The sequence below is a fragment of the Actinoplanes sp. NPDC051513 genome, assembly GCF_044454685.1.
Taxonomy (GTDB): Bacteria; Actinomycetota; Actinomycetes; order Mycobacteriales; family Micromonosporaceae; genus Actinoplanes.
The window spans coordinates 97,884-117,604 of record NZ_JBITDW010000003.1; the positions used below are offsets into that span (position 1 = coordinate 97,884).

At 71.8% G+C, this 19,721-nt stretch carries 19 protein-coding genes and 1 tRNA gene; 11 read left to right on the forward strand and 9 right to left on the reverse strand.

Annotation, left to right across the window (positions count from 1 at the left end; translation table 11 throughout):
- Positions 1-51 precede the first annotated feature (51 nt).
- The 4 genes from nuoK to ACIA5D_RS10405 are packed head-to-tail and all read left to right on the forward strand — an operon-like array spanning position 52 to position 5,313.
- Positions 52-483: an NADH-quinone oxidoreductase subunit NuoK gene (gene nuoK, locus ACIA5D_RS10390; protein WP_396029596.1), complete on the forward strand. Its 432-nt coding sequence runs from the start codon at positions 52-54 to the stop codon at positions 481-483.
- The gene (locus ACIA5D_RS10395) at positions 480-2,390 is read left to right on the forward strand and encodes an NADH-quinone oxidoreductase subunit L (protein ID WP_396029597.1); all 1,911 of its coding nucleotides are present in this window, start codon (positions 480-482) and stop codon (positions 2,388-2,390) included. Before nuoK ends, ACIA5D_RS10395 begins: the two co-directional genes overlap by 4 nt.
- Complete coding sequence (locus ACIA5D_RS10400; RefSeq protein ID WP_396029598.1) at positions 2,387-3,865, forward strand: NuoM family protein; 1,479 nt, start codon at positions 2,387-2,389, stop codon at positions 3,863-3,865. Before ACIA5D_RS10395 ends, ACIA5D_RS10400 begins: the two co-directional genes overlap by 4 nt.
- Positions 3,862-5,313, forward strand: coding sequence for an NADH-quinone oxidoreductase subunit N (locus ACIA5D_RS10405; protein ID WP_396029599.1), 1,452 nt, complete (start codon positions 3,862-3,864; stop codon positions 5,311-5,313). The genes ACIA5D_RS10400 and ACIA5D_RS10405 overlap by 4 nt, the downstream gene beginning before the upstream one ends.
- On the opposite strand, the gene ACIA5D_RS10410 is transcribed toward ACIA5D_RS10405, so the two are convergent.
- The 7 genes from ACIA5D_RS10410 to htpX all read right to left on the reverse strand — a co-directional run bounded on the left by ACIA5D_RS10410 (position 5,290) and on the right by htpX (position 12,968).
- Positions 5,290-7,650: a tetratricopeptide repeat protein gene (locus ACIA5D_RS10410; protein WP_396029600.1), complete on the reverse strand. Its 2,361-nt coding sequence runs from the start codon at positions 7,648-7,650 to the stop codon at positions 5,290-5,292. The two genes, ACIA5D_RS10405 and ACIA5D_RS10410, sit on opposite strands and share 24 nt — an antisense overlap.
- 13 nt (positions 7,651-7,663) lie before the next feature.
- A complete protein-coding gene (locus ACIA5D_RS10415) occupies positions 7,664-8,329 on the reverse strand; it encodes an MOSC domain-containing protein (RefSeq protein WP_396029601.1) in 666 nt (221 codons plus the stop codon).
- Positions 8,326-9,159, reverse strand: coding sequence for a GNAT family N-acetyltransferase (locus ACIA5D_RS10420; RefSeq protein ID WP_396029602.1), 834 nt, complete (start codon positions 9,157-9,159; stop codon positions 8,326-8,328). Before ACIA5D_RS10420 ends, ACIA5D_RS10415 begins: the two co-directional genes overlap by 4 nt.
- Before the next feature lie 39 nt (positions 9,160-9,198).
- Positions 9,199-10,218, reverse strand: coding sequence for an LLM class flavin-dependent oxidoreductase (locus ACIA5D_RS10425; RefSeq protein ID WP_396029603.1), 1,020 nt, complete (start codon positions 10,216-10,218; stop codon positions 9,199-9,201).
- A gap of 30 nt (positions 10,219-10,248) precedes the next feature.
- On the reverse strand, positions 10,249-10,704 hold the full coding sequence (locus tag ACIA5D_RS10430) for a DUF1707 domain-containing protein (protein WP_396029604.1): 456 nt from the start codon (positions 10,702-10,704) through the stop codon (positions 10,249-10,251).
- Positions 10,705-10,753: 49 nt separating this feature from the next.
- Positions 10,754-11,983 (reverse strand): MFS transporter, encoded by a 1,230-nt coding sequence (locus ACIA5D_RS10435; RefSeq protein ID WP_396029605.1) that lies wholly within the window; start codon positions 11,981-11,983, stop codon positions 10,754-10,756.
- A 112-nt stretch (positions 11,984-12,095) separates the two neighbouring features.
- The gene (gene htpX, locus ACIA5D_RS10440) at positions 12,096-12,968 is read right to left on the reverse strand and encodes a zinc metalloprotease HtpX (protein WP_396029606.1); all 873 of its coding nucleotides are present in this window, start codon (positions 12,966-12,968) and stop codon (positions 12,096-12,098) included.
- Between the two features lie 114 nt (positions 12,969-13,082).
- On the opposite strand from htpX, the gene ACIA5D_RS10445 reads away from it, so the two are divergent.
- Complete coding sequence (locus tag ACIA5D_RS10445) at positions 13,083-13,559, forward strand: GNAT family N-acetyltransferase (protein ID WP_396029607.1); 477 nt, start codon at positions 13,083-13,085, stop codon at positions 13,557-13,559.
- Positions 13,560-13,612: 53 nt separating this feature from the next.
- On the opposite strand, the gene ACIA5D_RS10450 is transcribed toward ACIA5D_RS10445, so the two are convergent.
- Positions 13,613-13,696, reverse strand: a tRNA-Tyr gene (locus ACIA5D_RS10450).
- A 148-nt stretch (positions 13,697-13,844) separates the two neighbouring features.
- Between ACIA5D_RS10450 and ACIA5D_RS10455 the strand changes: the two genes are divergently transcribed.
- The 4 genes from ACIA5D_RS10455 to ACIA5D_RS10470 all read left to right on the forward strand — a co-directional run bounded on the left by ACIA5D_RS10455 (position 13,845) and on the right by ACIA5D_RS10470 (position 16,209).
- Positions 13,845-14,339, forward strand: coding sequence for a YajQ family cyclic di-GMP-binding protein (locus tag ACIA5D_RS10455; RefSeq protein ID WP_396029608.1), 495 nt, complete (start codon positions 13,845-13,847; stop codon positions 14,337-14,339).
- A gap of 30 nt (positions 14,340-14,369) precedes the next feature.
- Positions 14,370-14,669 (forward strand): hypothetical protein, encoded by a 300-nt coding sequence (locus tag ACIA5D_RS10460; protein ID WP_396029609.1) that lies wholly within the window; start codon positions 14,370-14,372, stop codon positions 14,667-14,669.
- Between the two features lie 78 nt (positions 14,670-14,747).
- Positions 14,748-15,383: a LysE family translocator gene (locus tag ACIA5D_RS10465; protein ID WP_396029610.1), complete on the forward strand. Its 636-nt coding sequence runs from the start codon at positions 14,748-14,750 to the stop codon at positions 15,381-15,383.
- A gap of 19 nt (positions 15,384-15,402) precedes the next feature.
- The gene (locus ACIA5D_RS10470) at positions 15,403-16,209 is read left to right on the forward strand and encodes a sulfurtransferase (protein ID WP_396029611.1); all 807 of its coding nucleotides are present in this window, start codon (positions 15,403-15,405) and stop codon (positions 16,207-16,209) included.
- An 8-nt stretch (positions 16,210-16,217) separates the two neighbouring features.
- On the opposite strand, the gene ACIA5D_RS10475 is transcribed toward ACIA5D_RS10470, so the two are convergent.
- Entirely contained in the window at positions 16,218-16,628 is a 411-nt protein-coding gene (locus tag ACIA5D_RS10475) for a hypothetical protein (RefSeq protein WP_396029612.1), read from the reverse strand.
- Positions 16,629-16,904: 276 nt separating this feature from the next.
- Here ACIA5D_RS10475 and ACIA5D_RS10480 point away from each other — a divergent pair, with 276 nt between their 5' ends.
- Together ACIA5D_RS10480 and ACIA5D_RS10485 are read left to right on the forward strand one after the other, a co-directional pair.
- Entirely contained in the window at positions 16,905-17,099 is a 195-nt protein-coding gene (locus ACIA5D_RS10480) for a hypothetical protein (RefSeq protein WP_396029613.1), read from the forward strand.
- A gap of 63 nt (positions 17,100-17,162) precedes the next feature.
- A complete protein-coding gene (locus ACIA5D_RS10485) occupies positions 17,163-19,697 on the forward strand; it encodes a putative bifunctional diguanylate cyclase/phosphodiesterase (protein WP_396029614.1) in 2,535 nt (844 codons plus the stop codon).
- The last annotated feature ends 24 nt before the right edge of the window (positions 19,698-19,721 follow it).

Sequence of the window (19,721 nt, forward strand, 5' to 3'; positions counted from 1 at the left end):
CAAGCGGGAGCTGCCCGGCCGCACGAGCGATGACGGCGACGGGGAGGCCTGATGCACGCGATCATCCCGTACGTCATCGCCGCCCTGCTCTTCGGCCTCGGCGTCTACGGCGTGCTGCGCCGGCGCAACGCGATCCTGGTGCTGATGGCCGTCGAGCTCATGCTCAACGCGGTCAACCTGATCCTGGTGGCCGCCGACTCCACGGTGCGGGCCACGCTGACCGGCGTGCAGCCCGAGGCGTGGGCGCATCCGATTCCCGAACCGCGGGCCGGGGCGATCTTCGCGCTCTTCGTGATCGTGCTGGCCGCCGCCGAGGTGGGCGTCGGCCTCGCGATCGTCCTGCAGTACTACCGCCTGCGCCGGGACGTCATTCTCGACGATGTCTCGCTGCACGAGCACGACCACGAGGCCGAGAGCCGCGCCGAGACCGAGAGCCGCACCGAGACCGATAGCCGCGCCGGAACCGGGCAGGTGGCCGGGTGACCGCGGGCCTTATCGGGGCGCTCGTTCCGGGCGTACCCCTGCTGTTCGGTCTTGGTGGTCTCGCCCTGCGCGCGGGGGACGACGATGGCGACCACACGCCTCGCCGGGCCGCCGCGGCGCTCGGCATCGCCGGCGCGGCCATCTCGCTCGCCGTGACCCTCGCGTTGTTGATCTTTACAACGAAGCCGATCGAGGCGAACAACAGCTGGGTCAGTTTCGGCGACATCGACATCACGCTCGGCATCTCGGTCGGCGACGCGGCCCTCTACATCGCGCTCGCGGTCTGCGTGGTGGCCCTGTTCGTGCAGATCTACTCGACCGCCTACCTGCACGACGACCCCCGCTACGCGCCGTACGCGGCCCAGGTGAGCCTGTTCACCGGCGCGATGCTGCTGGTCGTCACGTCCGGTGACCTCATCGGCATGCTGGTCGGCTGGGAGGTGATGGGCGCCTGCTCCTACCTGCTGATCGGCCACGACCGGCGGCTGCCCGAGGCGCCCGCCGCCGCGGTGAAGGCGTTCCTGGTCACCCGGGTCGGCGACGTCGGCTTCCTGCTCGGCATCGCGCTGCTGGTCGTCGAGGCCGGCACCGCCCGCATCGCCGACGTGCTCGCCCACCACTACTCGTCCGGCACGCTCACTGCCGCGCTGCTGCTGTTGCTCGCCGGCGTGGCCGGCAAGAGCGCGCAGTTCCCGCTGCACACCTGGCTGCCCGACGCGATGGCCGGCCCCACCCCGATCTCGGCGCTGATCCACGCCGCCACCATGGTCGCGGCCGGCGTGTACGTGGTGTTCCGGATGTACCCGCTCTATGAGCAGTCCGCGGCCGCGCTCGCGGTGCTCGGCGTGATCGCGTCGATCACCATCCTCCTGGGCGCCTTGAGCGCGACCGCCCAGGACGACCTGAAGCGGGTCCTCGCCTGGTCCACGGTGAGCCAGATCGGCTACATGACCGGGGCCCTCGCGGTCGGCTCGCCCGCGGCGGCGCTGTTCCACCTGCTCACCCACGCCGCGTTCAAGGCGCTGCTGTTCCTCGCGGCGGGCGCGGTGATCCACGCGGTCGGCACGAACTATCTGTCCCGGATGGGCGGCCTGCGCGAGCACATGCCGGTGACCTTCTGGTCGTTCGTGATCGGCCTCGGCGCGCTGGCCGGGTTGCCTCCGCTGGCCGGCTTCTGGTCGAAGGAGAACATCCTGACCGCGGCCGCCCACGCCACCGACGGCGGCGGCCCGGCGCCGGTCTGGGTGGGCTGGCTGGTCTGGCTGGCCGCCCTGTTCGCGGTGGCGATCACGGCCTGGTATGCGACGCGCCTGCTGCTCTGCGCGTTCTTCGGCGTTTCCCGCGAGCACGGCCCCGACGGTCCGGACTGGGAGATCGGCTTCGACGACGCCCGCTACACACGCCCGCTGATCCCGCACGACCCGCCCGGCGCGATGCGCTGGCCGATCGTCCTGCTGGCGGTGCCGGCCGCGCTGCTCGGCCTGGCCGCGTACGCCCCGGGCTTCCGCACCGCGCTCGAGCTGGAGGAGCCGCACCTGGGCATCGCGATCCTGCTGCCGATGGTGCTGCTCGCGCTCGGCGCGGCATCCGCCTGGTGGCTGTGGCGCGAGACGCCCGAGGCCGACCCGGCCGGCGCGCTCGGCCCGGCCCGGCCGTTCCTGGCCGCCGGATTCCGTCTCGACGCGGTGCAGGACCGGCTGGTCGTCCGCCCGGTCCGCGCGCTCGCCGGCCTGGTCAAGACCGCCGACGAGCGGGTGGTCGACGCCACCGTCGAGGGCGCCGGCACGACCACGACCCGGCTCGGCGAGCTGCTGGCCGCCGCGCACCGGATCTCCCTGCCGTGGGCCGCGACCCTGGTCCTCGGCGGCGCCCTGGTGCTGACCCTCTGGTTCGGAGCCGCCTCGTGACCGCTTACCAGGTGATGCTTGTCGCGACCCTCGCGCTGCCGGCCGCCGGCGCCGCCGCGCTGGCCGTGTTGCCGGCCCGCATGGCCAAAGTCTTCGCCACGGCCGTCGCCGCGGTCACGCTCGTGCCGATCGTCGTGCTGGCGTTCCCCCCGAGACCGGCCGGGCCCGGGATGCTGAAGCCCTGGGCCGACCTCGACGTCTCCTGGGTCCCGGCCCTGCACCTCGACTTCCACCTCGGCGTCGACGGCGTCTCCTACCCCCTGGTCGCGCTGACCGGGCTGCTCACGCTGCTCTGCTGCGCGTACACGATGTGGAAGGTCCCCGAGGGCGGCTCGGCGCGCACGCTGCTCGCTCTTCTGCTGGTCCTCGAGGCCGGCATCCTCGGCACCTTCCTCGCCCTCGACCTGGTTCTGTTCTTCCTGTTCTTCGAGGTTGTCCTCCTGCCGATGTACGCGGTGATCGCCGGCTGGGGCGGCGAGGACCGCCGGCGCGCGGCCCGCAAGTTCGTCCTCTACACGCTGTTCGGCTCGGTGCTCCTGCTGCTGGGCGTCATCACGGTCACCGTCACAGCCGGCACCGGCGACCTGGCCGCCCTCACCGGCGGCGCCGGCCTCGGCCGTAACACGCAGTACGCGGCGTTCGCGCTGTTCGCCGTCGCGTTCGCGGTGAAGGCCCCGCTCTGGCCGCTGCACACCTGGCTGCCCGACGCGCACACCCAGGCGCCCACGGTCGGCTCGGTGATCCTGGCCGGCGTGCTGCTGAAGATGGGCACCTACGGCCTGATCCGGGTCGGCGTCGGCGTCGCCCCCCTCGGCGCCCGCTGGGCCGCCCCCGTGCTCGGCATCCTCTCCGCCGCCGCGATCCTCGCCGGCGCGCTGATCTGCCTGCGGCAGACCGAGCTCAAGCGGCTGATCGCCTACTCCAGCGTCGGCCACATGGGGTTCGTGCTGCTCGGCATCGCCACGCTCACCGCGACCGGCATCCAGGCGGCGCTGATCGGGAACGTGGCGCACGGGCTCATCACCGGCCTGCTGTTCTTCCTGGCCGGCGCGATCAAGGACCGGGCGCACACCGGCGACCTCGCCGACCTCGGCGGCCTGCGGGAGACCGCGCCGCGCCTGGCCGGCATCCTCGGGTTCGCGGCGATCGCGTCGCTCGGCCTGCCCGGCCTGGCCGGGTTCTGGGGCGAGGCGTTCGCGGTGATCGCGGCCGTGGAGCGCGGCGGTGGGCTGTGGACGACGCTCGCGGTCCTGGCCGCGATCGGCGGCGCGCTGACGGCGGCGTACTTCCTGAGGTTGTTGCGCAAGGTGACGCACGGGCCGGTCGGCACGCCGGTGCCGGCGGGGATCGCCGGGGCGGAATGGTTCGCCTGGTCGCCGCTGGTCGCTCTGACCCTCGCGGTCGGGCTGGCGCCGGCGCTCGTGCTCGTCGCCACCTCGGCGCCGGTCGAGGCGCTGACGGGAGCGATCCGATGACGATCGACCACATCGCGCTGCTGCCGCTCTACGCCGCCTCCGGCGCCGCGATCCTCGTGTTGCTGGCCGACCTGATCGTGGCCCGGCGCGCGGCGACCTTCGGCGCGTTCGCTCTCGGCGGGACAGCCACCGCGATCTGCGCGATCGTGGTGGGCGGCTCGCGCGCCGCGACTTTCTGCGCCGGCGACGAGTGCTCATGGGTGCCCAGCCCGGTCGCGGTGGTCACCGCGGTCCTGTTCGCCGGCCTGACCGTCGGCGTGCTGGCGCTCTCGATCCCGGCGTTGCGCGAGGGCGCCGCGCCGGCCGGGGAGTTCTGCTTCCTGCTGGCCGCCTCGATGACCGGCGGCGTCGTGATCGGCTACTCGGGCGACCTGATCTCGCTGATCGTCGGGCTCGAGACGCTCACGCTGCCGTTGTACATCCTGGTCGGCCTGCGCCGCTTCGCCCCGCGGGAGAAGGTCTCGACCGCCGGCGCCTCCGCGTCGATCACGTTCTTCCTGATCAGCGTGGTATCGACGGCGATCGCGCTGCTCGGGGCGGCGCTCAACTACGCCGCGACCGGTGCCCTGCACCTCGACCGCCTGATCGAGGGCTTCGGCCCGCTCGAGCCGGTCGCGCAGGTCGGCGTCGCGCTGCTGGTGATCGGCTTCGCGTTCAAGGTCGCGGCGGTGCCGCTGCACGCGTGGGCGGCACCGACGTACGAGGGCGCGCCGCTCCCGATAGCGGCGTACCTGTCGACCGCCTCCAAGCTGGGCGGCGTGCTGGCCCTGGCCGCGATCGTGTCCCGCCTGGACGCCTCCGCGATCACCGCGGCGCTGGCCGTGCTGACGATGACGGTCGGCAACTTGGTCGCCCTCCGCCAGACCCGGATGGTGCGCCTGCTCGCCTGGTCCTCGATCGCCCAGGCCGGCTACGTCCTGGCGGCCCTGGCCATCGGCGGCGCCGGGGTGGAGGCCGCGATCGTCTACGCGGTCTTCTTCATGATCCTCGAGTTCATCGCGTTCGCCGCGGTCGTGGCCCTGCGCCCGGTCGCCTCCGACGGCGGCGATCTGCTCGCCTACCGGGGCGCGGGCCGCCGCTCGCCGTGGCTGGGCGCGGCTCTGGTGCTCGCCTTCGCCGGCCTCGCGGGTCTTCCACCGGGCCTGGCGGGCCTGTTCGCCAAGGTCACCATCGTCGACGCCCTGATCGACGACGGCTGGGGCTGGCTGGCCGGCGTGGTCGCCCTGAACGCGGTGATCGGTCTGGCCTACTACGTGCGGGCCACCGCGAACCTCTACGCCACCCCGCCCCGGCCCGGCATCCAGATTGTGGACCCGAACCTGCTGGAGTCCGCCACCCACCCGCGTCTGCCGGTGGCCCGCCCGGTGGCGGCGGCCCTGATCGTCGCGGCCGCGGCCGCCGTCGTGCTGGGTTTCGCCCCGCAGCTACTCTTCGACGCCTTGAGCTAGGCGCCTCCGCTGGTCGACGATTGCCGCGAGGTGGAGAAGCCGGCGGCGGATCTCGGGGTGCGCCGGGTCGCGGGTCGCTTCGGCGATGGCAAGGGCCCGCCGTTGCAGGGCCTCGGCCTCGTCGAAGCGTTCCAGCTTGGCCAGGGTCAGCGCGATGTTGCTGGTCAGACGCCCGACGGCGGGATGATCGGTGCCGTGCAGCGCCTCCAGGATCGCCAGCGCCCGTCGCTGCAGCGGCACGGCGTCCGCCGGATCTCCCCGCATCTCCAGCGCGGCCGCAAGGTTGGCCAGCTGGGTGGCGGTCTCCGGGTGATCGGGGCCGAACGCCGCCTCGCCGACCGCGAGAGCGGCGCGAAGCAACGGCTCCGCCTCCTCCGGGCGACCGAGTCGAAGCAGGACGACCCCGAGGCTGCCCATCGTGATCGCGACGTGCGGGTGCTCCGGTCCGTACGTCGTCTCCACGACGTGGACCGCCCGGCGCAGCAGCGGCTCCGACTCGGCCGGCCGGTCCAGCGCGTCGAGACAGGCGGCGAGATTGGTGAGCCGGAGCGCGACGTTGGGATGGTCGGGGCCGAGCGCGTTCTCGGCTATCGCCAGCGCTCGCCGCTGCAACTGCTCGGCCTCCGCCGGCCGGCCGAGATCGTTGAGGGTGATGGCCAGGTTTCCGAGGCGGATGGCGACGGCCGGGTGCTCGGGACCGACGGCATGCTCGGTGACGGCGAGGGCCCGTCGTTGCAGCGGCTCGGCCTCCGCCGACCGGCCCAGGTCGATCAGCGTGAGAGCCAGGTTGTTGAGCCGGATGGCGACGTCGGGATGGTCCGGGCCGAACGCCGTCTCGCTGATGGCGAGTGACCTCCGCTGGAGCGGCTCGGCCTCGGCCGGGTAGCCGAGGGCGACCACCGTGTTCGCGAGGTTGTTGAGCCGGACGGCGACGACGGGATGATCCGGGCCGAACACCGCCTCCTCGATCCGCAGGGCGCGGGCCTCCGCCTCGAATTTCGCGCGGTACCGGCCCTGGGACTGGTCGAACAGGGCGTGCTCACCGAGGAGCGCGGCGAGATCGGCGCCGCCGACGTCGTCCGGGCAGGTTACGGCGAGGGCGTTGACGTGCGGGCTCAGCGCTGCCCACGTCGGCCACGTCTCCGGCTGCACGCTAGCGTCGCCCGCGGGCCTGGTCTCCGCCAGCGCCTGCATGGCGGCGTGCAACGTCTCGTGCCAGGCCGCGGCGTCGTCTTGCTGACCGGCGGCCACGACGGACTGCACAAGCCGGTGGACCGCCACCGTCGTACCGGTCAACGTGATCATGTGGTACGACGCCAGCACCCCGAGCGCCCTGTCCACACGGGACCGCGGCTCGCCGAGGTGGTGCAGCACGTCACGGGGCAGGTCGTCCGGGGCCAGGCAGGACAGCACGGCGAGAACCGCGATCGCGAGCGGATCCAGCTCGGTGATCCGGGTCAGCGTCAGCGACCACACCTTGGCCACCGCCCGTTCGGCGGCGTCGTCCGCGGCCACGGTCTCCAGCGTCCCGGCCGGGTCGGTACGCAGACACTCCACATAGGTCGGCAGGTCAGTCCGGGTCTCGCGCAGATACGCGCCCGCCTGCTGCAGCGCCAGCGGCAGGTGGCCGAGCTCCTCCGCCAACACCGCCGCCGTCTCGGCGTCAGGCAGGCCCGACAGACGCAGCAGCAGGTCGACGGCGGCCCGGCGGGGCAGGACGTCGAGCCGCAGGGTGTCGTCGGTGATCTCGTCCCAGCCGACGTCGCGACGAGTCGTGACGATGATGCTTCCGGTGGTGAGCTGGCCCAGAACGGGTTCGATGTCGCCACGCCGCTCCACATTGTCCAGCACCAGCAGCCAGCCCGGGTGGGTCTGCAGCCAGGTCAGCGCCCAGCCGGCCGCCTCCTGATCGGTGGCGACGATCTGCCCGTCCGGGTGCAGCCGGTAGGTCAGCTCGGCGAGCCCCGACTCGATCGCCTCCGGCCCGTCCGCCGTCACCCACCAGACCAGCGAGTACCGGTCGCGCCGCGCATAGGCGAACTGCAGCGCCAGCTCGCTCTTGCCGACGCCGCCGAGCCCGTGCACCGCATGCGACTGCGCCACGACCCCGGTTCCCGCCGCGACGAGCGTCTCGAGCCGGGCGAGCTCATCGCCGCGCCCCACGAACGTCCGCACGGGACGTTTCGGCAGCCCCACCAGCGCGGGAACGGGCGCCGACACCTCTTGCGGCCGTCCCAGCGGCACCGGTTGCCCCAGGAAGGCGCGCGCCCGGTCGCCGGTCTGAATGATCCCCAGGTTGACGCCGACGCTGACCGACCGATCGCCCGTCGCGTCCATGCCCAGCACACTGTCACATGCGGGTGAGTCTGTCCTCTACCTCTTGGCGCAGATCGTCGGGCAGGCTCTCGGCGTCGAGCAGCCGCGCCAGCGACGCCGGATCCAACATGTAGATACCGAACGCCTCGGCGATGCTCACGCTCTTGGCCGGCCGGTACACCACCGAGATCTCGTCGCCGGCCCGCACGTGGCCCGGCGTGATCACCCGCAGGTACGCGCCGGTGCGGTTCTCGCGGGTGAACCTCTTCAGCCACTGCCGCTCACCCATCCGGGCCTGGAACGTGGCGCACGGGATGCGCCCGAACGTGGGCTGGATCTCCAGCTCGTCGCCGACCCGCCAGATCTCCCCGATCAGCGCGCCGTTCACGTCCATCCCGGCGGTGGTGAGGTTCTCGCCGAAGGCGCCGCCGGCCAGCTGACGGCCGAGCTCCTGCTCCCACCAGTCGTAGTCCTCCCGGGCGTACACGTAGACCGCCTGGTCGTCGCCGCCGTGACTCTCGACGTCGCCGATCGGGTCGCCGACCAGGCCGCTGTGCAACCCCGTCGTCTTGGGCCCGGGCGCGCGCACGTAGACCGGGTGGTCGACCGGCCGCTTGTCGATGCCGGTCATTGCCAGCTTCTTCGCCGGGTTGGAGCGAGGCACCCCGACGTTCACCTGCAGAACCTTGCCATCGGTCATGACGAGAACTCCATCACCACGCGGTCGAGCACCGGACGGTAGCCGAGTCGTTGATACAGCCCGTTGCTCGTCGGATTGGACAGGTCGGTGAAGAGCACGACCTCGGAGGCGCCCTCGTCGAGCGCGGCGCGGCTGGCGGCCGAGGTGGCCGCGCCGCCGTAGCCGTGCCCACGGTGGACGGTGGGGGTGTAGACCATCTGGATGCGCACCATGCCGGCCTCGGGCCGGGAGCGGGCCGCCGTGGAGACCGGCGAGCCGTCGACCTCCCAGAGCGTGATGCCGCCGTAGGCGAGCCGGTCGTCGACGACGGGGCCCGGGGATTCCTCGGCGACGTCGTTGATCGCCTCGGCGAATTCCGAGAACCACCGCACCAGCAGGTCGCGGTCGCCGGGACCGGCGATGCGTGCCGTCCCGGCGGGCGGGGACGGTGGGGTCAGCTCGCCGAGGCGGTAGAGGCGGACGCGCATCTTCTCGGCCGCGGCCGGGGCGGGCCAGTCGGCCACGAACGTGGCGGCGTCGTCGACCAGCATGTTCACCCCCGGCAGGGATCGGCCGGCGAGCGCGTCGAGCGCCGCGGCGACGGCGCCGCCGGGGAGGCGGGAGAACATCATCGGGTGCGGCGGGGTCTGCAGCAGCACCCCGTCGACGGCCCCGTCATCCGTGCGCCATTGGCCGAAAATCGGCGCTCCCGACCCGTACGCGTGCAAGCCCCGGCGGCGCAAGGTGTCGACCAGCGTAAGAAAGACGGTGTGCTCGACCGGCCGTGATCTCAGGAAGTCATCGGACGTCGAGGCGAAGGCCTCGACGTCGTCGGTCAGCTCCCACACCATGCCCTCATCCTTGTCGTCACCGGGCCGGGACGCACCCGATTAAAGCCCCCAGGCCTTGGCGACGCGGATGAGCGTGTCCTGCCGGGTTGCGGGGTCGAAGACGGTGCCCGCCAGGATCAGCTCGTCGGCGCCGGTGCGCGTGACCAGCTCGTCGAGGGCAGCCACCACGTCGTCGGCGGTGCCCGCGAACTGGGTGCCCGGCAACGAGTCGAGCATCGCCCGATCGAGGTCGGAGAGCTCGACGGTGGCGGCGTGCGCGGGCGAGACGATCGGTCCGAGGCGGCCGGTGCGCAGGCTGAGCGCCATGATCCGGCTGGGCCCGGCGAGGTAGTGAGCCTCCTCGGCCGTCTCGGCCGCGATCACCGATGCGCTGACCATGACGTGCGGCGACGGGAAGCGCGGCGACGGCTTGAACCCCGACCGGTACAGATGCAGGGCGCCGTCCACATCGGAGCTCGCCGCGAAGTGGTACGCGTAGCAGAACGGCAGCCCGAGCGCGGCGGCGACCTGGGCCCCGTACGTCGAGGAGCCCAGCATCCACACCTCGGGGTAGCTGGTGGCGGCCGGCGTGGCGTGCAGCCGCGCCGCGTCGCCCGCGTCGATCCGCTCGTCGCCCAGCAGCGCCATCAGCGTCTGCAGGTGCTCGGGGAATCTCTCGACCGTGAGGTACGGCGAGATGCCGCGCAGCGCGGCCGCGGTCGCCTGATCGGTGCCGGGCGCCCGGCCGATGCCCAGGTCGATGCGGCCGGGGTGCAGCGCCTCGAGAATCGCGAACTGCTCGGCGACCACGAACGGCATGTGATTGGGCAGCATCACGCCGCCCGAGCCGACCCGGATGCGGCCGGTATGTGCCGCCACCGAGGCGATCAGCACCGGCGGCGCGGTCGACGCCACGGCCGGCATGTTGTGGTGTTCGGCCACCCAGAACCGGGCGTAGCCCAGCTCGTCGGCCGTCCTGGCGATCTCGATGGTGCCGCGCAGCGCGTCGGCGCTGGTGTGTCCCTCGCGAACCGTTGCCAGGTCGAGCACGGAGAGCGGGACACGGGTGGAGCCTGTCACCCCCCGACCATAGCGCCCGCGTCGCAGGCGCTAACGCGACCGCTGCTGATGCCGGATCGCCTGCGTGCCGACGGTGACCACGCCGAGCGCCGCGCCCGGGACCAGCAGCCACACCGGCCACGGGTAGACCCCGCCGCCGGTGGTCGCGCTGACCAGGCCGAAGACCACCAGGTTGGCCACCGTGAACGCGGCCCAGATAGTCCAGAGGACGAGCAGCGCGGTCGGCAGGCGGCGCGCCGCGCGGCGTTCCTCGGCCTGGCGGCGGGAGGCCACATCGGTCGCGTTCAGGCCCGGCCGCGGCAGGTCGGTGACGAGCAGCAGAAGCTCCTGGTACGTCTTCGACGCGTAGGCGAGGCGCACACGATCGTCGTATTCGTGCAGCGAGAGGCGGCCCTCGTCGAGGGCGATCTTGAGCTGGTCGGCGACCTTCTGCCGGTCGGCATCGGCAGCCCGCATCTGCTCGACCTCGGCCCGGGTCTCTTTCACGCCGTCAGGCTACCCATGCGGACCGTGTTCCAGGGAGGGGGAAATACCCCTAGACCGCCGCGGCCATCGCCTTCCGCAGCCGGTCCTCGGCACGCTGATCCGCCCGGGCGATCGACCCGCGCGGCACCGCCGCCACCAACGCCGCGATCATCAGCACGCCGCCCGCGAACACGAACGACCAGGGCAGGCCGCCCGGCTGGTCGACGATGGCGCCGGCCACCGCGCCGCCCGCCGCGCTGCCGCCCACCGAGACGGTCACCATCCAGGTGTACGCCTCGTTCAGCTGCGCGGCCGGGGCGAGCCGGCCCACCAGCGTGCTCTCCACCGTCAGCGCCGGGGCGATCGTCGCGCCGCCGAGCACCAGGGCCATGCCCAGCCAGAGCGGGCTCGGCATCACGGTCAGGATCAGGAAGCTGGCCGCGACCGCGCCGAGCAGCCAGGCGAACTGCTTCGACAGCGGCATCGCCGGCCGCCGGGTGCCGAACCAGATGCCGCCGATCGCGCTGCCCACGCCCCACACGCCGAGCAGCACGCCGCCCAGCCCGTCGCCGCCGCCGTGCTGGTTCGCGTACGCCGGGACGATCACGCCGGCCGCGCCGAACGCCATGCCCAGCGCGACCACGCAGATCAGCAGGGCCGGGAAGCCGCCCGAGCGGAGCGGGCCGAGCCCCTTGGCCACGTGCTCGGCGCGCAGCCGGTGCCAGCGGCGCATCATCGGCAGCCGGGCGATCCACGCCGTGCCGACGAAGGTGGCGCCCGCCGCGCCGATCAGGGCGGTCTCGGGCTGGTGGGTAAGGACGACCAACGCCGAAACGAGCATCGGGCCGAGCACGAAGACCAGCTCGAACAGCGATGTCTCGGCGGCCAGCGCGGCGCCGCGCAGGTGGTGCTGCCCGCTGCCGATCTCGGTCATGTCGTTCCAGCCGCGCCGGATCGCGGCGGTCAGCGGGGGATAGGTGGCGCCGGCGGCCGCCGAGGCCACGAAGATCCAGGGGAGGGCCGGCTCGCCGCCCCGGCTGACCAGCACCAGCGCGATCAGCGCGACCGGGTGCAGCACGGCCGTGGTGAGCAGGATCGGGGCCGGTCCGATCCGGTCGGCCAGGCGACCGGCGATCGGGCTCACGGCCGCGCCGGCCAGCGCGTAGAGGCCGCCGGCCAGGCCCGCCGACGAGTAGTGGCCGGTGGTCTGCTGGACGAGCAGGAGAAGTGCCAGCGGGGTCATGCCGATGCCGAGGCGGGCCAGGATGCCCACGCTGAGCAGGATCCTTCCGCCCGGCATTCGCCAAACGCCAAGGTACTGACGCACCGCTGTTCCCTTCGGTAATGACTCGTCACTCAACACGCGGAGGGCCGCCCCCGATCTCCGGGGGCGGCCCTTGGTGACGAGGGACTCAGCGGTACTGGATGGCGCCGGCCTGCTGGCGCAGGCGGGCGATGCGCTGCTCCATCGGCGGGTGCGTGGAGAACAGGGCCGAGATGCCGCCGCTCCGGAACGGGTTGGCGATCATCAGGTGGGCGGCGCTGGTGAGCTGCCCGTCGGCCGGCAGCGGCAGGCGCTGCGCGCCGTACTGGATCTTCTCGAGCGCGCTGGCCAGGGCCAGCGGGTCGCCGGTGAGCTCGGCGCCGGAGGCGTCCGCCTGGAACTCGCGGTTCCGGCTGATCGCCAGCTGGATGATCGTCGCGGCCAGCGGGCCGAGGATCAGCATCAGCAGCAGTGCCGCCGGGTTCGGGCTGTCGTCGTCGTCCGACCCGCCGCCCAGCGGCAGGAAGATCGCCAGCTGCGCGAAGGCGGTGACGATGCCGGCCAGAGCGCCCGCCACGCTGGAGATCAGGATGTCGCGGTTGTAGACGTGCGACAGCTCGTGCCCGATCACCGCCCGCAGCTCGCGCCGGTCGAGCAGCTGCGTGATGCCCGCGGTCACGGCCACCGCCGCGTGCTGCGGGTTACGCCCGGTCGCGAACGCGTTCGGCTGCGCGGTGGGTGAGACGTAGAGCCGCGGCATCGGCTGCCCCGCGGCCGCCGACAGCTCCCGCACCATCTGGTGCAGCGCCGGGGACTCGGCCTCGCTGACCGGCCGGGCCCGCATCGCCCGCAGCGCGAGCTTGTCGGAGTAGAAGTAGCTGAAGGCGTTCATCCCCAGCGAGAGGATCACCGCGAACACCAGGCCGGCGCTTCCACCGAGCCAGTAACCGACGGCGAGAATGATCGCGGTCAGCAGACCCAGCAGGGCGGCCGTCTTGAGGCCGTTGTGATGGCTGTGCACAGGAGCTCCTTGGTCTGCGGCCCTCTCGGGCTCGCACCCTTCAAAACGCTCCTGGCCTGCGTTTTCATCCGTCGCGGGCTGTGAGTTCGCTGAAGGCGCGCTAGCGTGCCCCGCATGGCTGTGATCGCGCTGCGCCCCCTGGTCGACGACGACGCCGACGACCTCTTCCGGATGATGCAGGACCCCGAGTCGGTCCGGATGGCCGCCTTCACCCCCGAGGACCCGTCGGATCGAGCCCGCTTCGACGCCCACCTCGCTCGCATCCGCACCGACCCCACGACCACCAATCGGGTGATCACCTACGACGGCCGGTTCGCCGGGAGCATCGCCTGCTTCGTCATGGAGGGCGACACCGAGATCACGTACTGGATCGACCGCGCCCTCTGGGGCCGCGGTATAGCCAGCCAGGCCTTGGCGATGTTTCTGCAGATGGTGACCGTGCGCCCGCTGCACGCACGAGCGGCGAGCGACAACGCCGGCTCTCTGCACGTGTTGCGCAAGGCGGGTTTCCAGCCCCAAGGAACCGAGATCGCGTACGCCGCCGCGCGCGGAACGAAGATCGAGGAGACCATCCTGCGGCTGGACGCGTGAACGAAGAAGGCCCCTCCGCTTCGGAAAGCGCATGAGGGGCCTTGCCGTCCCAGTGGTGGCGGGTGAAGGATTCGAACCTTCGAAGCTTTCGCGACGGATTTACAGTCCGCTCCCATTGGCCGCTCGGGCAACCCGCCTGGGCACACTCCTGCGGTCTCCCGCAGCAGCGGACAACAGGATAGCCGTACCAAGGGCATGGATAGCAACCGGGTACGGTCGGCATGGCGGGGCCGGGCGCCGGTCCCTCGCTTACATCGACGTACGCCAGCCCGCAGGAGTCTGATCATGCCAGCCAGCCCGTCCTTCGACATCGTGAGCAAGGTCGACAGCCAGGAGGTCGACAACGCGTTCCATCAGGCGGAGAAAGAGCTCGGCACCCGGTTCGATTTCCGGGGAACCGGGACCAGCATCGCCAAGTCGGGGGAGAACGGCCTGACCATCACCTCCGAGACCGAGGAGCGGGCCGCCGCCGCGCTCGACGTGTTCAAGGAGAAGCTGATCAAGCGGAACATCTCGCTCAAGTCGCTGGACGCGGGCGAGCCGCGGCAGTCGGGCAAGACCTACAAGATCGACTGCAAGGTCGTCGAGGGCATCGAGTCCGACAAGGCCAAGGCGATCAGCAAGAAGATCCGCGACGAGGGCCCGAAGGGCGTGCAGGCGCAGATCCAGGGCGACCAGCTGCGGGTCACCGGCAAGAAGCGGGACGACCTGCAGGCCGTGATCGCCCTGCTCAAGGCCGAGGACTTCGGTATCGCCCTCCAGTTCACCAATTACCGCTGACGCGGGGCCGCCCGGCGGCAGACTAGGGGCATGAGCACCGGTACGTGGACCATGGTGGTCGGCGGGGTGGCCGGGCTCGCCCTGGCGGTGTTCGGGGCGGGCATGCTGGTCACCGGCCGAGCGCCGGACGCGACCGCCCGGGCGTTCCGCAGTGTGCGCGACGCCGGCTGCTACCACCTGCTGTTCGGGCTGGGGCTGGCGTTGGTCGTGCTGGGCACGGCGCTTCGCGGGGGCATCGTGACGCTGGTGACCACCATCGCGGCGATCGTCATGGTCGCGGTGGCGGTGGTCCGGTTCCGTCCCCGTGGGCACCGGCGCGTGCACCACTGACCACCCGACGCGTGCGCCACTGACCACCGGATGGGAAAAGCGGGGCGCGGGCGCGGCGGTAACGGGTAGGAACGGCGTGTGGACCTGACGCATGCCGTTCTGTCGTTCGCCGTGCTGGGCGCCCTGCTGACCGTCACCCCGGGGCTCGACACGGCGCTGGTGCTGCGGGCGGCGGTCAGCATGGGCCGCGGGCCGGCCTTCGCGACCGCGCTGGGCGTCGGCGCGGGCGCTCTCACCTGGGGCGCGGCCGCGGCCGTGGGCGTGTCGGCGCTGCTCACCGCCTCCGAGGTGGCCTACACGATCCTCCGGGTCGCCGGCGCGTCGTACATGATCTATCTGGGCGTCCGGATGGTGCGGGCCGCGCTGCGGAAGGGCGCCGGGGCCGACGAGACCACCGCCGAGCGGGCCACGCCGACGGTGTGGAACACGTTCGGCCGGGGCCTGTTCACCAACCTGCTCAATCCCAAGGTCGGCGCCTTCTACGTCGCGGTGCTGCCGCAGTTCATCCCGGACGGGTCGTCGCCGCTGGTCGTGGGGGTGCTGCTCGCGCTCGTCCACGACCTCGAGGGGATCCTCTGGTTCAGCGCGATCATTGTCGGGGCCGGCGCGCTACACCGGCAGCTGGCCCGGCGGTCGGTGCGGCGCGCGGTCGACGGCGGCACCGGCGCGGTCCTCCTCGGGTTCGGGCTCAAGCTGGGGCTCAGCAGCAGGTAGAGAGAAGGGTGCAATGGCCATGATCGATCCGGTCGTCCGCCTCGACGACATCGAGGCGCATCCGCGGGTGGTGTTCGCCGACGTCCGCTACTACCTCGACGGGCGGTCGGGCCGGGCGGCCTACGAGGGCGGCCACCTGCCCGGCGCGATCTTCGTGGACATGGACATCGTTCTCGCGGCGCACGCGGGGCCGGCCGACGGGCGGCACCCGCTGCCGACCCCCGAGGCGTTTGCCGAGCATATGGCGGCGCTGGGCGTGAGCGACGACGACATCGTGATCGGGTACGACGACGCCGGCGGGGTGATGGCCGCCCGGCTCGTCTGGATGCTGCGGGCCACGGGCCGGGACGCCGCCCTCCTCGACGGCGGGCTCACGGCGTACGCGGAAAAGCTGGTGACCGAAACGCCGCGGCGTCCCCGGGGAAGCTTCGAGGCGAGGCCCTGGCCGAGCGAGAGGCTCGCCGGCATCGACGACGCCACGAGCGCGGAGAACGTGGTGATCGACGCTCGCCAGGCGGAGCGGTTCCGGGGCGAGAACGAGACGATCGACCCGCGGGCGGGGCACATCCCGGGCGCCCACAGCCTGCCCTGCCGCGAGAACGTGGACGGTGCCGGGCTCTTCCTGACGCCGGCGCAGCTGCGGGAGCGGTTCGTCGCGGTGGGCGTCACCGACGACGCGACGGTCGTCTCGTACTGCGGGTCGGGCGTGACCGCCTGCCACAACCTGCTGGCCCTCGAGCGGGCCGGGTTCGCGCCGGGCCGCCTGTACCCGGGTTCGTGGTCGCAGTACAGCGCCACCGACCGCCCGGCGGCCACCGGAAAGTAAGTGCGGGTCTACGAGTCGGGCTCGCCGGCCAGATCGCGCGCCGAGGCGACGTCGTCGGGCCCGAGTCCTTCGTAGCCGGTGCGCTCGTGCTGGCGGCCCTGCTCCTCGATCCAGCGGGTGTGCGCCTCCCAGGCCGCCTGCTTGCTGCTGCCCAGCGCCGACCCGATCTGGGTCCACGATGCTCCGGCGCCGCAGGCCGCCCGCACCATCGCCTGCCGGCCGTACCCGGCCTTGCGGATCACCACCTCGCTGAGCGCCAGCATCTCCAGAGCCTCGTCGCGGCTCAGCGGCGTGCCGCTCGCACCGGGCGCCTGACCGGCCATCGACGCGAGCGCCTCCCGCATCCGAAGCTCGTCGTACCGCGTTGTAGCGGTGGAGAGGGTGTGCTCTCGCTCCAGTTCGTCCGGTGAGGCAGTCATCCGGAAAGCGTGCCCGTCAGGCCAACCTGACGTCAAGTGATCTTGACGGCCAACATGCGAATTGGGCTCATTTCTGCAATTAAATCGGGCGTAAAGGCATCAATTTTTCGCGCGCACTTCTCGTGAACACCTCAGCCGTTCGGTCAGGATTTCGGCATGTGCGGCTTCGACCCGCCGTCGGACACTCCCCGTCGCACAACTGGTGTGGCACCATCATGTGACCCCCCAACAGGTTGCGTAACAACACGTTCGCGTTCGACGTCACAGGAGTCAGGCATGTTCGCAAGGAAGCTGGGCCGCACGGCGCGCCTGGTTCTCGTGCTGGCTGTCGTCTTCGGCGGCGTTGGTCTAGCCGCCGGGGTTGCCGACCGGGGCAACGATGCGGTCAAGAGCGACGGCGCCCAGAGCACCCAGGCGGCCCAGAGCACCAGCGCCGTCCAATACAGCACCCTGATCTGGGATTGGGAATGAGGCTCCCACAGGTCTGAGCGACCCGGTTTCTCGTCGGCGGCCTCGACTAATAGGGAGCGCGTTATGGCCAGGCGTCCGCGGGCACGCCAGCACTCCGCGCAGTACGCATGGCTGATCACCGGCCCGCTCGCGCTGTTCGCCGCGATCTGCTTCGCCTCGTTCTGGGCTGACCGCCCGACCTGGTATCAGTCCTGGCCCGTCGGTCTCATCGCATTCGCGGGCATTTGTCTCGCCTATGCCGGGGTCTTCAACGTCGTCATCCGCCGCAGCACCTACAGCGTCATCCTCACCGAGGTTCCGCTCGTTCTGGTGCTGTATTTCGTGCCGCCCGCGATGGTGATCCTCGTCGTCGCCGGCGCCTCGATCGTCGCGCAGTTGCTGCGCTCGGCCGTCATCGCGCCGGTCAAGATGTGGTTCAACGTCGCCAAGTGCGCGGCCACGATCTCGGCCGCCCTGCTCGTGATCGCCGCGCTCCCCAAGACCGAGGGCGCCGGGCCCGCGACGTGGGCCGTCCTCGCCACGGCCCTGATGATCAATACGGTGCTCGACGCGTTCTGCCTGGCCGGGGTGATGAGCGCCATCCAGGGCCTCCGAGTCGGTCAGGACGCGCTGCGTGGCCTGCCGCCGACGCTGGCCATCACCGGCGTCAACATCGTGATCGGCCTGGTGTTCCTGGTCGCCCTGGTCGCCACCCAATGGTCGGCGCTGCTGCTGGCCGTGCTGGTGACCGCGCTCGTCCTCATGCTCCGCTCGTTCGCCGAGTTCTTCCGGCAACACCGCACGCTGACCGACGTCTACGAGCTGACCAAGGCCGTCCGCGAGGACGGCAGCGACGCCTCCCTGCCCGACGTGCTGCTCGGCCGGGTTCGCGCGCTGATGCGCGCCGAGTACGCGACGCTCTGGCTGGCGCCGCAGGGCCGCCATCCCGAGGTGCTGCTCACCGCCCGGGTGGAGAACAAGGGCCTGCTCGACCTGTCGCCGGCCCCGCCCGCGGTCCGCGCCAAGGCGATCGCCGACGGCCAGACCGTCGCCGTCGGCCCGAGCTTCAAGGACACCCACGACCTCCGGAAAGATCTGCGGCAGTACAAGATCAAAGACGCGGTCATCGTGCCGTTGCTCTCGGGTCAGACCACGATCGGCAGTCTCGAGGCGATCAACCGGATGGGCGACACCCGCGTGTTCCGGGCCGCCGACGTGCAGGTGCTCGAGACGATCGCGGCGCACGCGGCGGCGGCCGTGGAGAACTCCCGGCTGGTCGAGCGGCTGCGCCACGACGCGTACCACGACCGGCTCACCGGACTGCCCAACCGGCGGCGGATCACCGACGCGCTCGCCGAGGCGGTCAAGGTGCGCGCCGAGACCGAGGTCGTCGCCACCCTGCTGTTCGACGTCGACGGTCAGCGCGACGTGAACGAGTCGATGGGCCACGCCGCCGGCGACAAGCTGCTCGCCGAGGTGGCCGAGCGGCTGCGCAGCATCGCCGGCCCGGGCGCCCTGGTCGGGCGCATCGGCGGCGACGAGTTCGTGGTGACCCTGCGCGCCGAGAGCACCGACGTCACGGTCCGGCTGGCGACCGAGATGCGCGAGCAGCTGCGCGGCCCGATGACGGTCGGCACGCTCACCCTCGACGTCGACACCGCGGTCGGCGTGGCCGTCTACCCCGATCACGGCGGCGACCCCGAGACGCTGATCCAGCGGGCCGAGCTGGCCGCCAACGCGGCCAAGGTCCTTCCGTACGGCGTGCAGCTGTTCCACCCCGCCCTCGAGTCCCGCGCGGTGCGCCGCCTGGGTATCGCGGCCGACCTGCGCAAGGCCCTCGACAACGACGAGCTCGACGTCTACTTCCAGCCCAAGGTGACCCTCGCCGACCGCCACCTGGTCGGTGTCGAGTGCCTGGCCCGCTGGACGCACGCGGCGCACGGCGAGGTCGCCCCGGAAGACTTCGTGGCGGTCGCCGAGCACACCGGTCAGCTCTCCCGGCTCACCGAGCGGGTGCTGAGCGAGGGCCTGCGCCGCTGCCGCGAGTGGGCCGAGGCCGACCGCCCGCTCTCCATCGCGGTGAACCTGTCGGTACGCACGCTGCTCGACTCCCGCTTCCCCGACCACGTCGAGGAGATGCTCGAGCATTACGCGGTGTCCCCGGCCCAGGTGACCTTCGAGATCTCCGAGCCAGGCATGCTCGGCGACATCGAGCGGGTGCTGCCCACTCTCTACCGCCTGCGCGACCTGGGCGTACGGCTCAGCGTCGACGACTTCGGCACGGGCGCCTCCTCGCTGTCGTACCTTCGCCAGTGGCCGGTGCACGAGGTCAAGATCGACGACAGTTTCGTGCAGGGGATGGCGACCGACTCGGGCGACCTGGCGATCGTGCGGGCGGTGATCAGCCTGTCCCGTGAGTTCGGTCTCACGGTCGTGGCCGAGGGGGTCGAGAGCGAGCTCACCCTCGACCTGTTGGAAGAGATGGGCTGCGAGATCGGCCAGGGCTACCTGTTCTCCCGGCCCCTGCCGTACGAGCGGCTGGAGGCCTGGTTCAATGCCCAGACCGAGCCGGAATCGACCCCTGCGGGCGAGGTCCGCAGGCTTCGCGCGGTGATCTGACCCCGATTTCACCCCCGGCTCGGG